Source organism: Pseudomonas sp. No.21 (assembly GCF_054558415.1).
The window spans coordinates 43,998-63,128 of the sequence record NZ_BAAJNO010000019.1; the positions used below are offsets into that span (position 1 = coordinate 43,998).

Below are 19,131 nucleotides of genomic sequence, written 5' to 3' on the forward strand. Positions count from 1 at the left end.
TCAGCGCAGCCACTCGAGGTGCAGGCCTTCTGCGGTGTTTTCACCCAGTTCGAGGCGTGCGGCGCGCACGCCCTGCTCCACCAGGGCCTGGCGCCAGGCTTCGCCGCCCATGCCGGACAGGCTGATGCGCAGGGTGCTGTCGAGGTTCAGGCAGCGCGCCAGCAGGGTCGCCCAGGCGGGCGTGGGCGCCGCCGGCAGGCTAGTGAGGTGAAGCTCGCCGCTGCTCTTGAGCTCGCGCATCAGGGTGCCGGGGGTCGGCAGTATCTCGCCCAGGGGCGCTGCGGAATCCAGCTGCTCGGCGTGCAGGTAGGCGCGGCGATTGCCCCGGGTGATGGCATACAGCGCCAGCAGGCTGTCCTGCTGGGGTTCGGCCAGGCGCACCAGCAGGTAGGCCTGCTGCTCGTCCGGCCCATAGAGACGGGCGTTGCCGAACACCGAGTTGGCCCACAGGCTGCTGGAGCCACAGTCGCGGCCCTGGCACCAGTAGAGGGGCACGGCGCCCTTGTCGAGCAGGGCGACCCGGGCGTTGTCGAAGGCCTCGCCCGAGCCGTGGCCGCTGGGCAGCAGGTAGGTGACCGAGGTCTGCCGGCCCTGGGCATCGATCTTCTGCTCGAAGCGCAGCTGGTTGCTGATGCGCCGGATCGAGCCTTGCGGGTAGATGCGCTCCTGGTCGCCGGCTTCCTTGAAGTCGACGATCTCGGCGTGGGGGAAGCGCGGCAACGCGCTGAGGTCGTGGCTGTCGGGCAGGTCGGCGGCGTGCACCGCGATCGCCTGCAGGGACGCGGCCAGGAGCAGGCCGCTAACGATGAAAGAGCGCATGCGCCTCCTTAGCGAATCAACATGGACTGGGCGGACTTGACCACCGTCTCGGCGGTTTCCTGGCGCCTGGGCACCTGCAGGCCACGCTGCACGGCCGGGCGGGCCTCGATGGCCGCCAGCCAGCGCTGCAGGTGGACGAGGCCCTCGACCGGCACACCGGCCCAGTCGTGCAGGCGCACCCAGGGGAAGGTGGCGATGTCGGCGATGCCGTAGTCGCCGGCCAGGTATTCCACCAGCGCCAGGCGCGAATCGAGCACCTCGTAGAGGCGGCGGGTCTCGTGCTGGTAACGGTCGATGGCCGGCTGGAGGGTTTCCGGGAAGTAGCGGTAGAAGACGTTGGCCTGGCCCTGCATCGGCCCGACCCCGCCCATCTGGAACATCAGCCACTGCATGGCCACCGAGCGGCCCTTGGCGTCGGCAGGCAGCAGCCGGCCGGTCTTCTCGGCGAGGTAGACGAGGATGGCGCCGGACTCGAACACGGCGAAGTCCCCCTCATCACGGTCGACGATGGCGGGGATGCGCCCGTTGGGGTTGATCTCCAGGAAGGACGGCGCCTTCTGTTCCTTGCGCTCGAAGGACAGCGCGTGGGCCCGGTAGGGCAGGCCCAGTTCCTCGAGGGCGATGGAGACCTTGTGTCCGTTGGGCGTGGCAGCGGTATAGAGATCGATCATCCGGGCTCTCCTTGGGAAGGCGCCCAGCCTTCCCGGTTGCCCCGATCAAGTCAAGGCGAGGCGAAGAAGCTATTGAAACAGTCTGCTACGGCCTGGGCGCCGCTTTCGTCATTGAGGTGCAGGTGGTGGCCGCCCGGCTTGTAGTGCACGTCGAAGCCTAGACCCTGGAGCAGCTCGGCGATACGCGGCTCGGCACGGATCTGTCCCTGCTCCGCCAGCACCAGGGAGGTGGGGCAGCGTACCGCGCGGACGAACTCGGTGGCGTGGGCGAAGGTCAGGCGCATCAGCGACGGCAGGGTCAGGCGCATGTCGGTGCGCCAGGTGTAGCCGCCGGGCACCGGCATCAGGCCACGGTTGGCGAGCAGTTCGGCGGCCTCGCGGCTCACCGCCACCACGCCCTTCATGCGCGCCTCCACCGCGCGCTCGACATCGGTGTACACCGGCTTGCGCTTCTCGCGCAGCGCCAGCCGCGCCTTGAGCGCATCACCCAGGCGCTTGGGCGCACTGTCGGCCTCGCCGGTGTAGGGAATCAGCCCGTCGATCAGCGCCAGGCGCTCGATGCGCTCGGGCAGGGAACCGGCCACCAGCACCGAGACGATGGCGCCGAGGGAGTGCCCCATCAGCGAGAAGCGCTCCCAGCCCAGTTGCTCGGCCACCAGTAGCACGTCCTCGGCGTATTCCCACAGCTGGTAGCTGGAGCCCGCCGGGTAGTGCCCGGAATGGCCGTGGCCGGCGAAGTCCAGGGCCACGATGCGCAGCCCCTGGAGCTTCGGAGCCAGGCGCGCGTAGGTCATGGCGTTGTCCAGCCAGCCGTGCAGGGCCAGCACGGGCTTGCCGTCCTCGGGCCCGAAGATGTGCGCCGCCAGTTCGACGTGGGGCAGGTTCAGGCGGATTTCCTCGACGTGCGCGGTCATGCGTGCTCCCGGTCGGTGCGCTGGCCTTCCCAGCGGTTGAAGAGGTTCCTCAGCAGTTCGGCGGTGTCCTGCGGGCGCTCCAGGGGGAACATGTGGCCGCCCGGCAGGGACAGGTATTCACCCTTGGGTACGCGTTTGACCAGGCGTGCGTGATGGGGCAGCACCACGCGGCTGTGGCGGCCGCGCACCACCGCCAGGGGCACCTCGAGCTGCTGCGGACGGCCCGGGCTGTTGTGCGGGACGCTGCGGTAGATGCTGATCTCGGTGGCCGGGTCGAACTTCAGCCGCAGGCCGCTGCCGGTCTCGGTGAAGCCGTGGCGCACGTAGGCCTCCAGGCAGTCCGGATCGAAGCGGCGGAACAGGGACTTGCCGGAAAAATACAGGCGCGCCTCGTCGAGGTCGGCGAACTCCTCGCGCCGGCCCAGGGTGCGCCCGGCCGGGGTGATGCGGTCGATGAAGCCGAAGCGCTTGGCCGCGCGGATGACGATGCGGTCGGCCAGGGTCAGCACCGGCGAGTCGAGCATCGCCACGCCGCGGTAGAGGTCCGGGCGGCGCAGTGCCGCGTGGTAGTGCAGCACGCCGCCGAGGGAGTGGCCGACGCCGAACACCGGCTCACCGTGGGCCTCGAGGTGGTGGATGAGTTCGTCCACCAGGTTTTCCCAGTTGTCGTTGACCGGGAAGCGCGGGTCATGGCCGTGCTGGTCCAGGTGCCGGATGCGGAAGTCCGGGCCCAGCGCCTGGAACAGCTTGGCGTAGGTGGCCGACGGGAAGCCGTTGGCATGGGCGAAGAAGATCGTCTGGGACATGGCGATGCCGGCTGGTTGGGAACTGCCAGGGATTTTCCGGCAGCCCGGCGCCCTCGGCAATGACCGTAACTGCCAGTGATGATGGCGCTATTGCCACAGCGGCGGACGGCCCTCAACCCAGCGTGCGCAAGCGTGCCGGCGGCACTCCGTAGGTGCGGCGGAACAGCCGGGAGAAATGCGCCTGGTCGTAGAAGCCCAGCTGCAGGGCCACGTCGCTGAGTGGCTGCTGGCCACGCAGCACCAGCGGCAGGGCCCGCTCCAGGCGCAGCTGGGTCAGCCACTGGTGGGGCGGCAGGCCGCAGTGCTGGCGGAAACGCCGCAGCGCCTGCCAGGGGCTGAGGCCGCAGAAGGCCGCCAGCTCCTCCAGGGACGGCGGCGATTCCAGGCGCGACTCCAGCCACTCGCGCAGGCGCTGCCAGGTACGTGCATCGAAGCCTTGGGCGGGCTCGCTGACCCGCAGCGTCGAGCCCTGCCCGAGCAGGCAGGCCAGCGCCGGCCAGAGCAGGCTTTCCAGGGCCAGGCGGGAGTGGCCGAGAAACCCCGCGTGCACGGCCTGCAGGCGTGCCTGCAGGGTGGGGTCGCGCAGGGTCGCGCTGGTCAGGCGGGGGGCGCCCTGGCGACCGTCGCTGAGCACGCGACTGGCTTCATCCAGCCATTGCGGCTCGATGGCCAGCACGCGGATGTGATAACCCTCCCCGCCCTGGCTGGCGCCATCGTGGATCTGTTCCGGCGCCATCAGCAGCGCGTCGCCGCGCCCGGCCAGGCGCGACTCGCCCCGGCAGACGAAACGCTGCCGCCCGTTCAGCAGCAGGCCCACGTGGTACTCCAGGTGGAAATGCCGGGGAAAGGCGAAATCGCGGTACTCGGCATCGATCAGGCGGACGCCGGGCAGGCCGCTGACGATATGACTGATGCGCTCCATGGACGCCACTCTAGCGCGTGGCAGTGCGATCGGCTTGGATGAAATTGCGCGACTGCCGGGAATCATCCGCCGAAGGCACGCGGCAACCGCAGGGGCGACTGAACTCGCCCCTGCATAGAGCGGTGTGATCACCCCTTCGGCGGCTGCTCGCCCAGGGGCACGATGGCCATGGTCAGGCGCGAGATGCAGCTGGGCTTGCCGTCGTCGCCGCTGAGGCGGATGTCCCATACATGGGTGGTGCGCCCCAGGTGCACGGGACGGGCGACGGCGGTGACGCGGCCACTGCGCAGGCCGCGCAGGTGGTTGGCATTGACCTCCAGGCCCACGCAGTAGAAGCGGCTGGTGTCGATGCACAGGTAGCTGGCGGTGGAGCCGAGGCTCTCGGCCAGCACCACCGAAGCGCCGCCGTGGAGCAGGCCGTAGGGCTGGTGGGTACGGCTGTCGACCACCATGCTGGCGGTGATCGATTCGTCGTCGAAGGCTTCGAAGCGGATATCCAGCAGGCCGCCGATGGTGCCTTGCTGGGATGCATTGAGTTTTTCGAGATCGGGGGTCTGGCGCCACAGGCTCATGTCGGCTCCTCGCAAGAATGCCGCCGGGGTGGCCAGGGCTCCCGGCGGTCAGGGGTCACTCGTGCCAGAGCACCGCCTGGCGGCGCTCGATCCACTCGGGGAAGCGCGAGCCGTAGGTGCCCTCCACGACGTTGCGCTTGATCTTCAGGGTAGGCGTCAGGAAGCCGTTGTCGACCGCCCAGACCTCCTTGACCAGCACCAGGCCGAGCAGGCGTTCGTGCTTGTCCAGCGCCTCGTTCACCTGCTCCAGCAACTCGCGCAGGCTGCCCTCCAGCTCGGCGCGGGTACCGTTGGCCGCTTCCTGGCGACCGACGTCGGAAAGCACGCAGAGCGCCATCGGCTGCGGCAGGCCATCGCCCACCACGCACACCTGCTCGATGCGGGTATGCACCGCCAGGCGGTTCTCGATGGGTGCCGGGGCCACGTACTTGCCCTTGCTGGTCTTGAAGATTTCCTTGATGCGGCCGGTGAGGCGCAGGTTGCCGGCGGCGTCCTGCTCGCCCTTGTCGCCGGTGCGCAGGAAGCCGTCGGGGGTGATGGTCTCGGCGGTCTTCTCCGGGTCCTTGTAGTAACCCTGCATGGTGGCGCCGCTGCGCACCTGCACCTCGCCATCGTCGTTGATGCGCACCTCGACACCGGGGCTGTTGCGGCCGATCCAGCCGGTCTTCTGCTCGCCCGGGCGGCACACGTGGGAGTAGCCGCAGTTCTCGGTCATGCCGTAGACCTCCAGCACATCCAGGCCCAGGCGCTTGTACCAGTGCAGCAGCGCCTCGGGCACCGGCGCGGCGCCGCACAGGGCCACGCGCACGGCGTCCAGCCCGAGCCCGGCGAGCACCTTGCGGCCGACGATGCGACCGATGATCGGCAGCTTGAGCAGGCGGTCGAGCTTCTGCGCCGGCATCTTCGCGTACACCCCCATCTGGAACTTGGTCCAGATGCGCGGCACGCCGAAGATGGCGGTGGGACGGGCGCGCTTGAGGTCTTCGAGGAAGGTGTCGAGGCTCTCGGCGAAGAACACCGTCTGCCCGGCATAGAGCGAGGCCATCTCGACGAACATGCGCTCGGCCACATGGCACAGCGGCAGGTAGGACAGCAGGCGGTCGTCTTCACCGGTCTTGAACAGGTCGACACCGTGGCCGGCGGCGAAGGCGAAATTGCCGAAGCTCTGCATCACGCCTTTGGGCGTCCCGGTGGTGCCGGAGGTGTAGATGATGGTGGCCAGCTGCTCGGCGGCGGTCCGGGGGTTGTCGCGGATCGGCGTCTCCGCCTGCAACTCGCTCCACTGGTAGTCGAAGGTGCCCTCGGGGTGGATCGGCAGCGCGATGGTGGCCACGCCTTCGGGAATGCCGCTGGCCATGGCGGGCCAGTCGTCCAGCTTGCCGATGAAGGCCAGGGCGGTTTCCGAATGCGCCAGTACCTGGTGCACGGACTCGCCGGTGAGGTTGGGGTAGAGGGGAACGGAAACGTGCCCGGCCATCCAGATCGCAAGATCGGCGACTATCCAGTGGGCACAGTTCTTGGAAATGATGGCGATGCGGCTGCCCGGAGGCAGGTCACGCCCTCTCAGCCAGCTGGCGGCGCGTCGCGCCTGGTCGCCGACATCGCCCCAGGTCAGCTCCTCGACCCTGCCGCCGGACAGCGGTTGGACCAGGTAGCGTTTGTTGGGGTGACGTGCCTCTCGCTCGAAGAACATATCGAGCGGCAAACGGACTGCATCAGCCACAGGGCCTCCTCCTTTTTTGTTTTTCTGGGGACAACCAAGCACTTGCTTGGGCGAATATTCCACGCAGTAGGAAGCGGCGCAAGTTAAGAAATGTATCGGGCTCGGACACAGGCTCCGGGAGCCTCTGGGGCGGGGGTTGCAGCGGGAAATGATGGAGAGGGCGGCGGCGTTGCGCGCTGCCTGGCGACTCAGGCGCCCCTACCCGAGCGGGCCCGCCACAGGGCGGGCCGAGTGCTCCGGACCGGGAGCGCCCGTCAGTTCGACGGCGAGACGAACCAGGCCTCGAGCCCGGGCTTGTCGGTCTGCTGACCGGGCCGGTAGATGTAACCGGAAACCCGCGCATAGTTGTCCCAGTCGGTGCGCCAGAGCATGGTGCCCTGGTACTCCTTGCCGTTGCGCTTGAAGTCGATGCGCAGCCCCGAGGCGCCGTCCACCAGTTCGGAGTTCTCGAAGTGCGCCTTGCCCGTCCAGCTCTCCTCGCCCACGGTCCAGGCCAGGGACAGCTCGCCCTCGTCCTGGTAGATGTCCAGCTCGCCGGTGTAGGGCTTGCCGGTGTCGAGGTCGCGACCGACGATCCAGTAGTTGCCGACGAAGAAGGAAGGGTCCGGGTTGTCCGCCGCCAGGAGGGTGGAACCGGGCAGCAGGGTGGCGAGCGCCATCAGGGCGCGGAGCGTGATGCGTCTGAGCATGTGGGTCGTCCTTGGGGCGGGGTCAGATCCGGTGTGCGTGGTGCAGGGAGCGCAGCTCCATCAGGCCCGCGAGGGCCATATCGCCCTCCAGCTCGACGAGGCTGGCGGTGCCCAGGGGCAGCGGCTGCTGGCGATGACCGTGGATCAGCAGGCCCGCCAGTTCGCCAACGAAGGGGTTGTGGGTCACCAGCAACAGCTCGCCCTCCTCCCGCTCGGCCAGTCGCGCGAGGGCTTCACGCGGGTCGCTTTCCGGGGTCAGCCAGGGCTGCGTCACCAGCGCGCCGGAGAAATCCAGCGCCTCGCGCACCAGTTCGGCACTCTGCTGGGCCCGCAGGTAGGGGCTGGCGATGATGGCCTGCAACGGGCGACCGGCCAGGCGTGCCGCAGCATGCAGCACCTCCTGGCGGCCATTGCGGGTCAAGGGGCGTTCGGCGTCGGTGGTCGCGCGGGGCTCGGCCTCACCGTGGCGCAGCAACCACAGCCTCACAGCTTGGGCTCTTCGTCGCGCGCGGGGTGCGGTGCCGGCGGCACCACATGGGCGGCCTCGCCTTCCGGCGGGCGCGGCGTGGGCCAGTCGGCGAAGGGCCAGGGCTTTTCCTCGGTATTGAAGGTGCCGAAGCGGCCGATCTGCGCCAGGTACTGGCTCAGGCTGTCGCCGAACCCCATCAGGCCGCCACTGGGCGCGCCGTAGAAGGCCCGGTAGCCGAGCTGCGCCAGGACCACCACGCCGAGGACGATCTCGGCCAGTTGCCAGACGACGACGAAGATCAGCATCCACAGCACGCGCAGCAGGATCGACTCCCGCTGCAGGTCTTCGCGCTCATCACTCATGGGAATCTCCTTGTCCGAAGTTGGCGGGGCTCAGAAGCCGCTGGTGGGAATGAAGTCGACGTCGGTCTTGGGTTCGGCGCGCATCAGCGCCTCGATCACCTGGGCCAGCGTACGCCCCTCGAAAAGAATGGCATGCAGGCCAGCGACCAGCGGCATGTACACCTGCAGCTCCTCGGCACGGGCCTTGAGCACCTTGAGGGTGTTGACGCCCTCGGCCACCTCGCCCAGGCGCGCCACCGCGTCTTCCAGGCTGAGGCCTTCGCCCAGGGCGTGGCCGACCTGGTAGTTGCGGCTCTTGGGCGAGGAGCAGGTGACGATCAGGTCGCCGACGCCGGCCAGGCCGAGGAAGGTCATGGGGTTGGCGCCGAGCTTCACGGCGAAGCGGGTCATCTCCGCCAGCGCGCGGGTGATCAGCATGCTCTTGGTGTTCTCGCCCATGCCCAGCGCCGCGGCCATGCCAGCGATGATCGCGTAGACGTTCTTCAGCGCACCGCCCAGCTCGACGCCGAAGCGATCGGCACTGGCATAGACGCGGAAGGTCTTGCCGTGCAGGGCGGCCTGCACCTGCTGGCACAGCTCGGTGTCTTCGCTGGCGACCACGGTGGCGGTTAGGGCGTGGTCGGCCACCTCGCGTGCCAGGTTGGGGCCGGAGAGCACACCGATGCGTGCCTCGGGAGCGATGTCTTCGAGGATCTGGCTCATCAGCAGGAAGCTCTGCGCCTCGATGCCCTTGGTCAGGCTCACCAGCATGCGCCCCTTCAACTGGCCGGCGACCGGTTCGAGCACCTTGCGCAAGGCGCTGGAGGGAATGGCGACGAAGATCAGCTCGCAACTGGCGAGCACCGCATCCAGGTCGGTGGTGGGATCGACGCCGGGATGGATCTTCACCCCCTTGAGGTAGCGCGGGTTCTCGCGGTTGGCGCGGATCGCCTCGGCCTGCTCGGGATCGCGCATCCACTGCTGCACGCTCTTGCCGTTCTCGGCCAGGAGGTTGGCGATGGCGGTGCCGAAGCTGCCGCCGCCCAGCACCGCGATCGATTGCTGTTGAGTCATAACCAGTCCATGTAGAGCCATCGGGGATGGCGGTTGCGCGCATTATACGGAGGGCCGAGCGACCAGCCAGTCTCAAACGAGCCATCTGCCACTGGTCAAGTGTGAACCCAGGCACGACAATTCAGCCTTCTAAGACCACGTCGGACGAACGGGGTGCCCAACCCGCCGCGACGGATGCCATTCGACCAGAGCGCAGGCCCAGCTAGAGTTTCCCATGCATTCATCTTTTCCATGGACGAGCCTGTCACGAGGCACACGGATGATCCGCCGCCCAGCCCCCCTCCTCTTCTCCACCGCCATCGCACCGGGCGCCCGCCTCGGGGAGTGCCGATGAACCTGCGCCGTGGCTGGGACATCCACACCCGCACGCAACTGATCAGCCTGGGCCCGGCCCTGCTGCTGACGCTGCTGCTCACCGGCTTCTTCACCTTCGCCCGCCTGCAGGACCTGCGCCAGGAGCTGAACCACACCGGCCAGCTGATCGCCAACCAACTGGCGCCAGCCGCCGAATACGGCGTGATCGCCGGCAACCTGCCGGTACTCGAAGGCCTGCTCAAGGCGACCCTGGACACCCCGCACGTGCGCTTCCTCGAAGTGCGCGACCGTGAAGACAACATCCTCGTCTACGTCGAACAGCCCGGCAGCCTGGACAAGGCCGGCCCCCAGGTGGAGGTGTTCCACGCGCCGATCCGCATGCAGCAGATGAAGCTGGACAGCGAGGCGCTGTTCCACAGCGAGCGCAGCAACGGCAAGCTCGCCACCGGCTACCTGGGGCGCGTGGTGGTGGGCATGTCCAACGACGCCTTCAGCAGCCGGCAGCAGGAAATCCTCCTCAAGGCCACCGTGCTGGCGCTGTTCGCCCTGGTGCTCACCTTCCTCCTGGCGCGGCGCCTGGCCACCCGCCTGTCACAGCCGATCAGCGCCATGGGCGAGGCGGTCGAGGCCATCCAGGGCGGCAACTACCAGGCCAGCCTGCCGGTGGTGGACGAGGGCGAGCTGGGCGACCTGGCGCGGCACATCAACAACCTCGCCAATGGCCTGGCCAAGGCCAGCCGCGAGCAGCAGCAGGCCATCGACCAGCTGATCAGCGCCCGCGAGGAGGCCGAGCAGGCCAACCGCGCCAAATCCGACTTCCTGGCGATGATGAGCCACGAACTGCGCACGCCCATGAACGGCGTCCTGGGCATGCTGCAACTTCTTGAAACAACCGAACTGAACCGCGAACAGGCCGAGTACGCCGCCCTGGCCGCCGAATCCACCGAGCACCTGCTCAAGGTCATCAACGACATCCTCGACTTCTCGCGCATCGAACGCGGTGCACTGGAACTGGAGCGCATCTCCTTCAACCTGCTGGAACTGGTCCAGGGCTCGGTGCAGGTGTTCCAGCACAGCGCCCTGCAGCGCGGCCTGGCGCTGACCCTGGAAACCCAGGAAGGCCTGGAGCAGATCGAGGTGCAAGGCGACCCGACGCGCATCCGCCAGATCCTGGTGAACCTGGTCGGCAACGCCCTGAAATTCACCGAGGACGGCGGCATCCGCGTCCTCACCCAGTGGCAGCCGCTGGACGACGAAGTGCTGTGGCTGACCTGCGCCGTGCACGACAGCGGCATCGGCATCCCGCCGGAACGCCTGGAGCACATGTTCGACGCCTTCCAGCAGGCCGACAGCTCCATCTCCCGGCGCTACGGCGGCACCGGGCTCGGCCTGCCCATCGCCCGCACCCTGGCCGAACGCATGGGCGGCACCCTGCGCGCGGAGAGCCTCGAGGGCCGCGGCTCCATCTTCACCCTGGAAATCCCCCTGCCGTTCCGCCAGCAGGAGCGCCGGGCCAGCGAGGGCAGCGCCAGCGACACCACCAACGGCGGCGGCCAGCAGGTGCTGCTGGTGGAAGACAACCCCGTCAACCAGACCGTGATCGAGGCCATGCTGCGCAGCCTCGGCTACCGCGTCAGCCTGGTGGGCGACGGCGCCCAGGCGGTGCAGAGCGCCTCGCGCCAGCACTTCTCGGCGATCCTCATGGACTGCCGGCTGCCGGTGCTCGATGGCTACGAAGCCACCCGGCAGATTCGCAAGATGAATGGAGGGGCCCGCACGCCGATCATCGCCCTCACCGCCAACGCCCTGCAGGGCGACCGCGAAGCCTGCCTGGACGCCGGCATGAACGACTACCTCGCCAAGCCCTTCAAGCGGGCCGACCTGCAGCGTGTCCTGCAGCGCTGGCTGGGTGGCGCGGCGGATTGCCCCCCCGACCTTCGGTGAGTGGGCAACAGTGCTAAAGTGCGGCAGGCTTGCGCCGCAAAGGGCCCGCAGCAACGGCGCAAGCGTCCTTGAACAAGTGAACGACTGTACTCTGTGACTTTCACTGCAACGCAACAGTCTATGACTAGTCTGCTGATTCGACGCCTGTGCGCGCGGCAGTGTGGACGAAATGCCAAGCCCTGCACGGGGACCATTGAGGAGCTCGCATGACCAAACAAAACGCCTATTCCCGGGAAGACCTGCTGCGCTGCAGTCGCGGTGAGCTGTTCGGCCCCGGTAATGCGCAACTGCCCGCCCCCAACATGTTGATGATCGATCGCATCGTCCATATCAGCGAAACCGGCGGTAAGTACGGCAAGGGCGAAATCGTCGCCGAGCTCGACATCAATCCGGACCTGTGGTTCTTCGCCTGCCATTTCGAAGGCGACCCGGTGATGCCGGGCTGCCTGGGCCTGGATGCCATGTGGCAACTGGTCGGCTTCTACCTCGGCTGGCAGGGCAACCCCGGCCGTGGCCGTGCCCTGGGTTCGGGCGAGGTGAAATTCTTCGGCCAGATCCTGCCCACCGCGAAAAAGATCACCTACAACATCCAGATCAAGCGCACCATCAGCCGCTCGCTGATCCTCGGCATCGCCGATGGCACCGTCAGCGTCGATGGCCGCGAGATCTACAGCGCCGAAGGCCTCCGCGTCGGCCTGTTCACTTCCACTGACAGTTTTTAAGGGTTATCCGCATGCGTCGTGTCGTGATCACTGGCCTGGGCATCGTTTCCTGCCTGGGCAATGACAAGGAAACCGTTTCCGCCAACCTGCGTGCAGGCCGGGCCGGCATCCGCCACAACCCGTCCTATGCCGAAATGGGCCTGCGCAGCCACGTTTCCGGTTCGGTCGACCTGAACCTCGAAGAGCTGATCGATCGCAAGATCTTCCGCTTCATGGGCGACGCCGCCGCCTACGCCTACCTGGCGATGGAACAGGCGATCAAGGACTCGGGCCTGCAGCCCGAGCAGATCTCCAACCCGCGCACCGGCCTGATCGCAGGCTCCGGCGGCGCCTCCACCGTCAACCAGATGGAAGCCATCGACACCCTGCGCGAGAAGGGCGTCAAGCGCATCGGCCCATACCGCGTCACCCGCACCATGGGCAGCACCGTATCCGCGTGCCTGGCCACCCCCTTCCAGATCAAGGGCGTGAACTTCTCCATCTCCTCCGCCTGCGCCACCAGCGCCCATTGCATCGGCCAGGCCATGGAGCAGATCCAGCTCGGCAAGCAGGACGTGGTCTTCGCCGGCGGTGGTGAAGAAGAACACTGGAGCCAGAGCTGCCTGTTCGACGCCATGGGCGCCCTCTCCACCCAGTACAACGACACCCCCGAGAAGGCCTCCCGCGCCTACGACGCCAAGCGTGACGGCTTCGTCATCGCCGGTGGCGGCGGCGTGGTCGTGGTCGAGGAACTGGAGCACGCCCTCGCGCGCGGCGCCAAGATCTACGCGGAAATCGTCGGCTACGGCGCCACCTCCGATGGCTACGACATGGTCGCTCCGAGCGGCGAAGGCGCGATCCGCTGCATGCAGCAGGCGCTGTCCACCGTCGACACCCCGATCGACTACCTGAACACCCACGGCACCTCCACCCCGGTCGGCGACGTCGCCGAGATCCGTGGCGTGCGCGAAGTGTTCGGCGACAAGGCCCCGGCCATCAGCTCCACCAAGAGCCTGTCCGGCCACAGCCTGGGCGCCGCCGGCGTGCACGAGGCGATCTACTGCCTGCTGATGATGGAAGGCAACTTCATCGCCGGCTCCGCCAACATCGACGAGCTGGACCCGGAAGTGGCCGACCTGCCGATCCTGCGCGAGACCCGCGAGAACGCCAAGCTGGACACCATCATGTCCAACAGCTTCGGCTTCGGCGGCACCAACGCCACCCTGGTGCTCAAGCGCTTCTCGGCCTGACGCACCGCCGCAAGGCCAGCGCGACACCCACCATGCCCGTATCGATCGATACGGGCATGGTCGTTTCAGGCCCCGTGAAAATCCCCCGCCCCCGTTCCAGAGCCTCCGCAAGCCAGCGCAGCGGCGAAGTTCACGCGTATCCCACAGGGCTTCCTATACTTTTTCCGAGCCTCCCTGGTTCGAATCGCAGCCACCCCGGAGAAGTTACCCATGTTCCTGCGCCAGTTCCCCATCGCGCCACGCGCGGCTTTCGGCTTCGCCATCATCACCTTGCTGCTGGTGTTGACCGGCCTGTTCTCGCTCAACCGCATGTCGGTGATCAACGACGCCTCCACGGTGATCAGCCAGAGCTGGCTGCCCAGCGTACGCACCATCGCCCAGATCAACCTGTCCCTGACCGAGCTGCGCCAGGTCCAGCTCGGCCACGTGCTGGCCTCGGACACCTCGTCCAAGCAGTTCCTCGAACAGCGCATGCGCGAAATCATCGGCCAGCTCGGCAAGGCCGAAGACACCTACAAGGCCGGCATCGACCCGGGCCGCGACGAACAGCTCTTCGAGCGCTACCTGCAGGAGAAGAAAGGCTTCATCGCCGGCGTCGACAAGCTCCTCGCCCTCTCCAATGCCGGCGAAGTGGCCACCGCCACCGAACTGCTCCAGGGCCCGCTGCTGGACAACTACCGCACCACCCTCAAGGCCCTGACGGAGCTCTCCGACTACAACACCCAGGGTGCCGACGCGGCCAACGCCAAGGCCGACGCGGACTACGCCAGCGCCACCAACGCCGTCATCAGCGTGCTGGTGATCGCCGCGCTGGTCACCGTCGCCCTCGCCTGGGCACTCACCCGCAGCATCACCGTGCCGCTGGGCGAGGCCGTGCTGGTGGCCGGCGTGGTCGCCAGTGGTGACCTCACCGGGCGCATCGACACCGCCGGCAACGACGAGCCGGCGAAATTGCTCACCGCCCTGCAGCGCATGCAGCAACAGCTGCGCGGCACCATCCAGCAGATCGGCAACTCGGCCACCCAGCTGGCCTCCGCCGCCGAAGAGCTCAACGCGGTGACCGAGGAAGGCAACCGCTCCCTCACCCGCCAGCACGACGAGATCGAGATGGCCGCCACCGCCGTCAACGAAATGACCGCTGCGGTGGAAGAGGTCGCGCGCAACGCCAGCTCCACCTCCGACGCCTCGCGCGCCTCCGAGGAATCCGCCCAGTCCGGCCGCGACCGCGTGCAGCAGACGGTCCAGGCGATCCGCAGCATGAGCCAGGAAGTCGCCCACACCTCCACCCTGGTCGAGGGGCTGGCCGACCGCGCGCAAAGCATCAGCAAGGTGCTGGACGTGATCCGCGCCATCGCCGAGCAGACCAACCTGCTGGCGCTCAACGCCGCCATCGAGGCCGCCCGCGCCGGCGAGCAAGGCCGAGGCTTCGCCGTGGTCGCCGACGAGGTACGCGCCCTCGCCCACCGCACCCAGGAATCCACCCGCGAGATCGAACAGATGATCGGCAGCATCCAGAGCGGCACCGGTGAAGCCGTCGGCGCCATGAACCAGAACGACCAGCGCGCCCGGCAGATGCTGGAGATCGCCGAAGCCGCCGGCCGCGCCCTGGAGGAGATCACCGAGCAGGTCGGCCAGATCAACGAGCGCACCCTGGTCATCGCCAGCGCCGCCGAAGAACAGGCCCAGGTCGCCCGCGAAGTGGACCGCAACCTGGTGAACATCCGCGACATCTCGGTACAGACCGCCACCGGCGCCAACCAGACCGCCGCCGCCAGCCAGGAACTGTCGCGCCTGGCCGTCGAACTCAACGGCATGGTGGCGCGCTTCACCGTCTGATCGCGCTCGCGTGGCCCGTCGCCAGGGAGGCCCAGGGCAGGCTGCAAACGAAGAACCCCATCACCTCGCGGCGATGGGGTTCTTTCGTTTACACAGCCCCTTCATTCGAGCCTGGGAAACCACATCCCTGGGGCGCCTGCGACGATTCGACCGGGCACCCAGCCGGATGAACGCCTGCCGCAGGGTGGGTAGAGCGCAGCGAAACCCACCACGCCCACCCCCAATGCTCCCGGCAACCCGCTGGAGGCGAACCGACCGTTCCTCAGGCCGCCCGCACCGGGTCGACCCGCGTCCCCGCCTCGCGCGAGGCCACCAGCAGCGGGCGCTGCGAGCGGATGGCCCGCGGCTCGATGCGGCCCTCCACCGGCAGCTCGGCGAGCGGCCGGCGCCAGGCCAGGTAGACCGCCAGGCTCGCCAGCAGCGCCAGCGCCAGGTGAACGGCACTCGGTTCCGGCGTGGCCCAGGCCAGCAGCAACACACCCAGGCTCGATGCATCGCGACGCTGGCGGCGCCACTCCTCGCCGGCCTCCTCGCGCCCCTCCTCGGCCAGGCCGAACAGGCGCCGCGTGGCAGCGTGCAGGCCGCCCGCCGCCAACTGGTCACCGAGCAGCACCGCGTAGAGCAGTAACGCCCCGCCCAGGCCGAAGGCCGCCGCCAGCACCTGGCGCAGCGCCGGCCCCTCGACCCGCCACAGCTCGCCGCCCAGCGGCTGCCACAGCGCCAGCAGCGCCAGCGCCGCCAGGCTGCCCAGCAGCACCCGCGCGCTCTGGGCGGCGCCACGGCTCACCCGATACACCAGGCCCGCAGCGACGAGCAGCGCAGCATCGACGGCCAGCGCCCAGCCCAGCGGCAGCAACGGCTCGCCGTCGAGACGGGCCGGCGCCCAGGGAAGATTGGCCACGAAGGCGATGGAAAGGATGAACGCGGCGAGAAAGACCAGGTAGCTGATAACGCCGAAGGTGAAAGTCGCGGTACGTCCGAGTGTGCTGTTCATGATGCGGTCCTGCCGGGGGTCTGGAACTGCAGGGCTCTGCAGTCAGGGCCAGATTGCCCCGCGCCTGTATCTGCCCGATGGCAGCGACCGCTCAGTTTGTTTCAGTCTGGTATCCGTGGTCGGCACCTGGCAGCCAGTTGCGCAACAGACGATGCAGGCGCCCCTGGTCCAGCGGCTTGGTCAGCAGCGCCTTGATGCCCTGGGCCTGCACCTCGGCCTCCACCAGGCTGTCGCTGAAACCGGTGTAGAGCACGATGGGCAGGTCCGCCCGCGCCGCCAGCAGGCGCCGCGCCAGTTGCAGGCCGGTGAGGCGCGGCATGCTCTGGTCGAGGATGACCAGATCCCAGGCGTAGGCGTCGGCACACAGCTGCCGGCTGGCCTCCTCCGGGTCGCCGAACAGTTGCGCGGCGAGCCCCCAGTTGGCCAGCAACTCGCCCATGAACTCGCCGACCACGGGGTCGTCGTCCACCACTGCCACCCGCCCGCGCAGGGCTGAGCGTGGCGGCAGCGCCTCAGGGCAGGCCGTTACCTTGAGCGTGGCCTCTGCCGCCTGGTGATGGGCCGGGATCAGGATGCGGAACGTGGCGCCCTCACCCGGCGAGCTGTCCAGCTGGATGTGGCCGCCGTACTCGTGGACGATGCCGTGCACCATCGACAGGCCCATGCCGCTGCCCTGCCCGCTGGCCTTGGTGGAGAAGAACGGCTCGAAGATCTGCGTCCGCAGCGCCGCGTCGATGCCCGGCCCGCTGTCGCTGACGGTCAGGGCGACGAACTGCCCGTCGATACGCTGCTGGCACGAGGCGCAGACGCCGGCCTGCAAGCGCGCCGGCTCCAGCCCCACGCGCAGGCGACCGACCCCGCTCATGGCGTCGCGGGCGTTGATGCACAGGTTCATCAGCACCTGCTCCAGCTGCACCGGGTCGGCCAGCACCGGCGGCAGGTCGTGGGCCAGGCGCGTCTCCACCTCCACCGTGGCGGGCAGGGTGGAATCCACCAGGCGGATGAAGTTGCCCAGCAGCAGGTCCAGCGCCACCACCTGCGGGGTGCCACGGCTGCCCCGGCTGAAGGTGAGCATCTGCTGGATCAGGTCGCGGGCCTTCTCCGCCGAGCGCTGCACCCGAGTCAGGTACTTGCCCAGGCGCTCGTCATGCAGGGACTCGGCATGCTCCTGGGCCATCACCGTGTAGCCCAGCATGCTGGTCAGCAGGTTGTTGAAATCGTGGGCGATGCCGCCGGTGAGGTGCCCGATGGCCTCCATGCGCTGGGCCTGGCGTAGCTGCTGCTCCAAGCGCGCCTTCTCCTCTTCGGCCTGGCGCCGCTCGGTGATGTCGCGCAGGTAGCAGATGTAGCGCGGTCCCTCGTCCCCGCTCACCTGGGTCAGCGCCAGCTCGGCGGGGAACTCCTCGCCGCAAGCCCGCTGGGCGACCACTTCCATGCGCTTGCCGAGAAAATCGCCGGTACCGGTCTGGGCATAGCTCTCGAAGGCACGCTCGTACACCTCGTGGAAGCGCTCGGGAATGATCAGCTTCAGCAGCCACTGGCCCAGGGCGTCGTCGCGGGCGATGCCGAAGCAACGCTCGGCCGCCGGGTTGAACGCCAGGATGCGCCCGGCGCGGTCCATGCCGATGAAGCAGTCCAGCGCCGTGTCGGCGATGGCGCGGTGCTGCAGCTCGCTGGCGCGCAGGGCCTGCTCGGCCTCCTTGCGCTGGGTGATCTCGCGGCAGAACACCAGGATGCGGTCGACACCGGACAGGGTCACGCGCTTGAGCGAGATATCGTCCCAGTGCAGGCTGCCGTCGCGGTTGCGCCGGTGCCACTCGAAGCGTTGCGGCTCGCCGGCCGCCGCCCGCGCGAGGAAGCCGGCCGCCTGCCGGGCGGTATAGGGCTCGTAGCCGGCGCTGAAGGCGTCCATGTCCAGCCCGAGCATCTCCTCGTAGCTGTAGCCGACGGTCGAGCAGGCCCTCGGGTTGGCATCCACCAGCGCGCCGCTGTCGATGTCCAGCACCAGGATGGCGTCCTCGGAGCCGGCGAAGATCGCCCGGTAGCTCGCCTCGGCCTCCAGGCGCTCGATCTCCGCCGCCGCCCGCACCGAGAAGATGCGCAGCACCGACTCGGCCCGCTCGCGCTCCTTCATCGGCCCCATCCGCCCGGCGGCGATCAGCCCCAGCGGGCGCCCGTCACTGGCGAACAGCGGGTAGCCGGCGTAGCTGTCGACCCCATAGGCACGGAACACCGCGTCCCCGGGGTAGCACTCCAGCAGGTTGCTGCCGACGAAGTGGAAGGCCTTGCCCAGCACGTGGCTGCAGGCCGTGCCCTCCAGCGCGTAGGTGGAATTGGGGCGCAGCTTGCCGGAGTAGTACATGGCCAGGGTGGTGAGCTTGTGCGGGCCCTCGTCGCTGATGCGGCTGACGTAGGCGAAGTCGGCGTGCAGCGAACGCACCATGTAGCGGGCGATGGCCTCGAACACCTCGTTGCCGGTGGCCGCCGAGATGCCCAGGGCGACGTAGCGCAGCACCTCCTCCACGCTCTTGCGCGAACTGATGTCGGTGGAGATGCCGCAGACGGCGGTGACCCGGCCCTCGCCATCGAACAGCGGGAACTTGCTGGAGAGGTAGGTGCGCACCACGCCGTTGAACGGCAGCCGCTCCTCGAACTCCTGCTCGCGGCCCTGCTCCACCACCTGCAGGTCGTTGGCCCGCAGCACATCGGCCAGCTCCTTCGGGAAGTACTCGTGGTCGGTGTGGCCGATGACCTCCTCGGCGCGCACCCGGAACAGCTGCTCGAAGGCTCGGTTGACCAGGCGCAGGCGGCCTTCCAGGTCCTTCACGTAGATGACCGCGCTGCTGTTGTCGACGATCTGGCGCAGCTGGTGTTCGGCGGCGCCATCGAACAGCGGGCGGGGTGCCGTCTGGCTCATCGGAAGGCCTCCACGAGCCTGGGTGATGGCTGGAGTATAGAGAGCCGGCCCCCGCCTTTTGAGGGGGTACAACGCGGTTGAAACAATTGAAACAAAGGCGGCTAACCGGTATCCCGGCGTCCTGAAGCTGCGGGGAACACCGGAGCTTCGCGAGCAGAGCTCGCTCCTACGGGG

General features: G+C 68.3%; 17 protein-coding genes. 4 read left to right on the forward strand and 13 right to left on the reverse strand.

What is annotated here, in order from left to right:
• The 11 genes from ACYJSS_RS28195 to ACYJSS_RS28245 form a co-directional block, all read right to left on the reverse strand.
• A complete protein-coding gene (locus ACYJSS_RS28195) occupies nt 1-819 on the reverse strand; it encodes a DUF4892 domain-containing protein (RefSeq protein ID WP_236206205.1) in 819 nt (272 codons plus the stop codon).
• 8 nt (nt 820-827) lie between these two features.
• A complete protein-coding gene (locus ACYJSS_RS28200; protein ID WP_111263472.1) occupies nt 828-1,490 on the reverse strand; it encodes a glutathione S-transferase family protein in 663 nt (220 codons plus the stop codon).
• A gap of 50 nt (nt 1,491-1,540) precedes the next feature.
• Nucleotides 1,541-2,404 (reverse strand): alpha/beta hydrolase, encoded by an 864-nt coding sequence (locus tag ACYJSS_RS28205; RefSeq protein ID WP_111263471.1) that lies wholly within the window; start codon nt 2,402-2,404, stop codon nt 1,541-1,543.
• Nucleotides 2,401-3,210 (reverse strand): alpha/beta fold hydrolase, encoded by an 810-nt coding sequence (locus ACYJSS_RS28210; RefSeq protein ID WP_111263470.1) that lies wholly within the window; start codon nt 3,208-3,210, stop codon nt 2,401-2,403. Before ACYJSS_RS28210 ends, ACYJSS_RS28205 begins: the two co-directional genes overlap by 4 nt.
• Nucleotides 3,211-3,322: 112 nt before the next feature.
• Nucleotides 3,323-4,132, reverse strand: a complete 810-nt coding sequence (locus ACYJSS_RS28215; RefSeq protein ID WP_111263469.1) for a helix-turn-helix transcriptional regulator — start codon at nt 4,130-4,132, stop codon at nt 3,323-3,325.
• A 128-nt stretch (nt 4,133-4,260) separates the two neighbouring features.
• Nucleotides 4,261-4,704, reverse strand: a complete 444-nt coding sequence (locus ACYJSS_RS28220; RefSeq protein ID WP_111263468.1) for a hotdog fold thioesterase — start codon at nt 4,702-4,704, stop codon at nt 4,261-4,263.
• A gap of 55 nt (nt 4,705-4,759) precedes the next feature.
• Nucleotides 4,760-6,427 (reverse strand): AMP-binding protein, encoded by a 1,668-nt coding sequence (locus ACYJSS_RS28225; protein ID WP_111263467.1) that lies wholly within the window; start codon nt 6,425-6,427, stop codon nt 4,760-4,762.
• Between the two features lie 254 nt (nt 6,428-6,681).
• Entirely contained in the window at nt 6,682-7,116 is a 435-nt protein-coding gene (locus ACYJSS_RS28230; RefSeq protein WP_111263466.1) for a hypothetical protein, read from the reverse strand.
• A gap of 22 nt (nt 7,117-7,138) precedes the next feature.
• Nucleotides 7,139-7,603 carry a phosphohistidine phosphatase SixA gene (sixA, locus tag ACYJSS_RS28235; RefSeq protein WP_236206204.1) on the reverse strand — a complete coding sequence of 155 codons (465 nt, stop codon included), beginning with the start codon at nt 7,601-7,603 and terminating at the stop codon, nt 7,139-7,141.
• Nucleotides 7,600-7,947 carry a DUF4389 domain-containing protein gene (locus ACYJSS_RS28240; RefSeq protein ID WP_111263464.1) on the reverse strand — a complete coding sequence of 116 codons (348 nt, stop codon included), beginning with the start codon at nt 7,945-7,947 and terminating at the stop codon, nt 7,600-7,602. Before ACYJSS_RS28240 ends, sixA begins: the two co-directional genes overlap by 4 nt.
• A 30-nt stretch (nt 7,948-7,977) precedes the next feature.
• Complete coding sequence (locus tag ACYJSS_RS28245; protein WP_236206203.1) at nt 7,978-9,000, reverse strand: NAD(P)H-dependent glycerol-3-phosphate dehydrogenase; 1,023 nt, start codon at nt 8,998-9,000, stop codon at nt 7,978-7,980.
• A gap of 330 nt (nt 9,001-9,330) precedes the next feature.
• On the opposite strand from ACYJSS_RS28245, the gene ACYJSS_RS28250 reads away from it, so the two are divergent.
• The 4 genes from ACYJSS_RS28250 to ACYJSS_RS28265 all read left to right on the forward strand — a co-directional run bounded on the left by ACYJSS_RS28250 (nt 9,331) and on the right by ACYJSS_RS28265 (nt 15,046).
• The gene (locus ACYJSS_RS28250; RefSeq protein WP_111263462.1) at nt 9,331-11,259 is read left to right on the forward strand and encodes an ATP-binding protein; all 1,929 of its coding nucleotides are present in this window, start codon (nt 9,331-9,333) and stop codon (nt 11,257-11,259) included.
• A gap of 206 nt (nt 11,260-11,465) precedes the next feature.
• Entirely contained in the window at nt 11,466-11,981 is a 516-nt protein-coding gene (fabA, locus tag ACYJSS_RS28255) for a 3-hydroxyacyl-[acyl-carrier-protein] dehydratase FabA (RefSeq protein ID WP_021220691.1), read from the forward strand.
• Nucleotides 11,982-11,992: 11 nt separating this feature from the next.
• The gene (gene fabB, locus ACYJSS_RS28260; protein ID WP_236206202.1) at nt 11,993-13,210 is read left to right on the forward strand and encodes a beta-ketoacyl-ACP synthase I; all 1,218 of its coding nucleotides are present in this window, start codon (nt 11,993-11,995) and stop codon (nt 13,208-13,210) included.
• A 210-nt stretch (nt 13,211-13,420) separates the two neighbouring features.
• Nucleotides 13,421-15,046, forward strand: coding sequence for a methyl-accepting chemotaxis protein (locus ACYJSS_RS28265; protein WP_111263460.1), 1,626 nt, complete (start codon nt 13,421-13,423; stop codon nt 15,044-15,046).
• A gap of 262 nt (nt 15,047-15,308) precedes the next feature.
• Here the strand turns inward: ACYJSS_RS28265 and ACYJSS_RS28270 are convergent, their stop codons facing one another.
• Nucleotides 15,309-16,040, reverse strand: a complete 732-nt coding sequence (locus ACYJSS_RS28270) for a hypothetical protein (protein WP_111263459.1) — start codon at nt 16,038-16,040, stop codon at nt 15,309-15,311.
• 91 nt (nt 16,041-16,131) lie between these two features.
• The gene (locus ACYJSS_RS28275; protein ID WP_236206201.1) at nt 16,132-18,957 is read right to left on the reverse strand and encodes a hybrid sensor histidine kinase/response regulator; all 2,826 of its coding nucleotides are present in this window, start codon (nt 18,955-18,957) and stop codon (nt 16,132-16,134) included.
• Between the last annotated feature and the right edge of the window lie 174 nt (nt 18,958-19,131).

What these genes read in the sequence shown, in the direction of transcription:
- ACYJSS_RS28265 (WP_111263460.1), top strand. Translation starts at nt 13,421, where the DNA reads ATGTTCCTGCGCCAGTTCCCCATCGCGCCACGCGCGGCTTTCGGCTTC.
- ACYJSS_RS28220 (WP_111263468.1), bottom strand. Translation starts at nt 4,704, where the DNA reads ATGAGCCTGTGGCGCCAGACCCCCGATCTCGAAAAACTCAATGCATCC.
- ACYJSS_RS28210 (WP_111263470.1), bottom strand. Translation starts at nt 3,210, where the DNA reads ATGTCCCAGACGATCTTCTTCGCCCATGCCAACGGCTTCCCGTCGGCC.
- ACYJSS_RS28215 (WP_111263469.1), bottom strand. Translation starts at nt 4,132, where the DNA reads ATGGAGCGCATCAGTCATATCGTCAGCGGCCTGCCCGGCGTCCGCCTG.
- ACYJSS_RS28230 (WP_111263466.1), bottom strand. Translation starts at nt 7,116, where the DNA reads ATGCTCAGACGCATCACGCTCCGCGCCCTGATGGCGCTCGCCACCCTG.
- fabA (WP_021220691.1), top strand. Translation starts at nt 11,466, where the DNA reads ATGACCAAACAAAACGCCTATTCCCGGGAAGACCTGCTGCGCTGCAGT.
- ACYJSS_RS28250 (WP_111263462.1), top strand. Translation starts at nt 9,331, where the DNA reads ATGAACCTGCGCCGTGGCTGGGACATCCACACCCGCACGCAACTGATC.
- ACYJSS_RS28275 (WP_236206201.1), bottom strand. Translation starts at nt 18,957, where the DNA reads ATGAGCCAGACGGCACCCCGCCCGCTGTTCGATGGCGCCGCCGAACAC.
- ACYJSS_RS28240 (WP_111263464.1), bottom strand. Translation starts at nt 7,947, where the DNA reads ATGAGTGATGAGCGCGAAGACCTGCAGCGGGAGTCGATCCTGCTGCGC.
- ACYJSS_RS28270 (WP_111263459.1), bottom strand. Translation starts at nt 16,040, where the DNA reads ATGAACAGCACACTCGGACGTACCGCGACTTTCACCTTCGGCGTTATC.
- ACYJSS_RS28245 (WP_236206203.1), bottom strand. Translation starts at nt 9,000, where the DNA reads ATGACTCAACAGCAATCGATCGCGGTGCTGGGCGGCGGCAGCTTCGGC.
- ACYJSS_RS28205 (WP_111263471.1), bottom strand. Translation starts at nt 2,404, where the DNA reads ATGACCGCGCACGTCGAGGAAATCCGCCTGAACCTGCCCCACGTCGAA.
- ACYJSS_RS28200 (WP_111263472.1), bottom strand. Translation starts at nt 1,490, where the DNA reads ATGATCGATCTCTATACCGCTGCCACGCCCAACGGACACAAGGTCTCC.
- fabB (WP_236206202.1), top strand. Translation starts at nt 11,993, where the DNA reads ATGCGTCGTGTCGTGATCACTGGCCTGGGCATCGTTTCCTGCCTGGGC.
- ACYJSS_RS28195 (WP_236206205.1), bottom strand. Translation starts at nt 819, where the DNA reads ATGCGCTCTTTCATCGTTAGCGGCCTGCTCCTGGCCGCGTCCCTGCAG.